Origin of the sequence: Burkholderia sp. Tr-20355 (genome assembly GCF_017104685.1) — a bacterium.
Taxonomy (GTDB): domain Bacteria; phylum Pseudomonadota; class Gammaproteobacteria; order Burkholderiales; family Burkholderiaceae; genus Burkholderia; species Burkholderia seminalis.
The window spans coordinates 1-1,187 of sequence record NZ_JAAGPK010000377.1 but is presented as its reverse complement, the minus strand read 5'-3'; the positions used below and the strand labels follow the sequence as shown (position 1 = coordinate 1,187).

Here is a 1,187-nt window from a genome sequence, read left to right as displayed (position 1 = left end):
AGCCCGCCGCCCCCGTGCGGTCGCGGCTGCCCGCCGCGGCTCCGGCCACCGGCGACCATCCCGGGCTGACCGGCAGCGGCGGCGGCGCGAGCGGCAGGAATTCCGCATCCGCATGCACGATCCGGCCGTCGACCACCGTCAGTACCGACGCAAGCGACGGGATGCGCGGCGCATCGATCGTGAAGTAATCGTCGGTGAGCACCGCGAAATCCGCGTACTGGCCGGGCATCAGCGCGCCCTTGCACGCGTCTTCGTTCGAGAACCATGCACTGCCCACCGTAAAGCGGCGCAGCGCCTCCATCCGGCCGAGCCGGTTGCGCGCTGGATAGAGCGCGGTGCCGCCGACGGTACGCCCCGATACCATCCAGTACAGCGCCACGAACGGGTTGTAGCTCGCCGCGCACGTCGCGCCGGTCCCCGCGCCGACCGGCAGGCCGGCGTCCAGCATCGCGCGGATCGGCGGCGCGCGCGTGGCGGCGCCGGCGCCGTAGCGGGCCACGAAGGCCTCGCCCTGGAACGCCATCCGCGGCTGAATCGTCACGCCGCCGCCCAGCGCCGCGATCCGCGCGATGTTCGCGTCCGCGATCCGCTCGCAACGGTCGAAGCACCAGCGCAGCCCGTCGAACGGCGTCTCGCGATCGACGGCCTCGAACACGTCCAGGAAGCGGCCGATCGACTCGTCGTGGATCGCATGCAGGCGGAACGGCCAGCGGTGACGCACGAGCAGCCGGACGACCGGGGCGAGTTCGGCTTCGAGCGACGCCGGCAGATCGCGGCGCAGGTCGAGGAAATTGCCCAGATCCACGGCCGAGAATACGAGCCGCGCACCCGCGCCGTTCGTGCGCAGGAACGCGTCGCCGCCGCCGGGCGTCATCTGCGCGATCCACTGCGCGAAGTCGTCGAGCTCCCGTCCCGCGCGTTGCGCGCCGACACTGTAGGCGATGCGTGCCGTCAGTTCGCCGCGCCGCGCGAGCTCGACGATCGCCGCGTAGTCGTCCGGATAGGCCAGCCCGTCGCCACCGGCATCGATCACGCTCGTCACGCCGACGCGATTCAGCGCATGCAAGAGCTGCCGCGTGGAATTCAGCCGGTCGCCGCCGCCGAGCGTCGGGCCTTGCGCGAGCGCCGCCTGCAGCACGGCGGGGTCCGGGCGTGCCAGCAGCAGGCCGGTCGGCCGCCCGTGGCGG

General features: G+C 72.9%; 1 protein-coding gene. It reads right to left on the bottom strand.

Annotated elements, in window-relative coordinates:
• Window positions 1–1,187, bottom strand: a 1,187-nt coding sequence (locus tag G3N62_RS35485; RefSeq protein ID WP_206141552.1) for an amidohydrolase family protein, incomplete at both ends; no start/stop codon positions are given.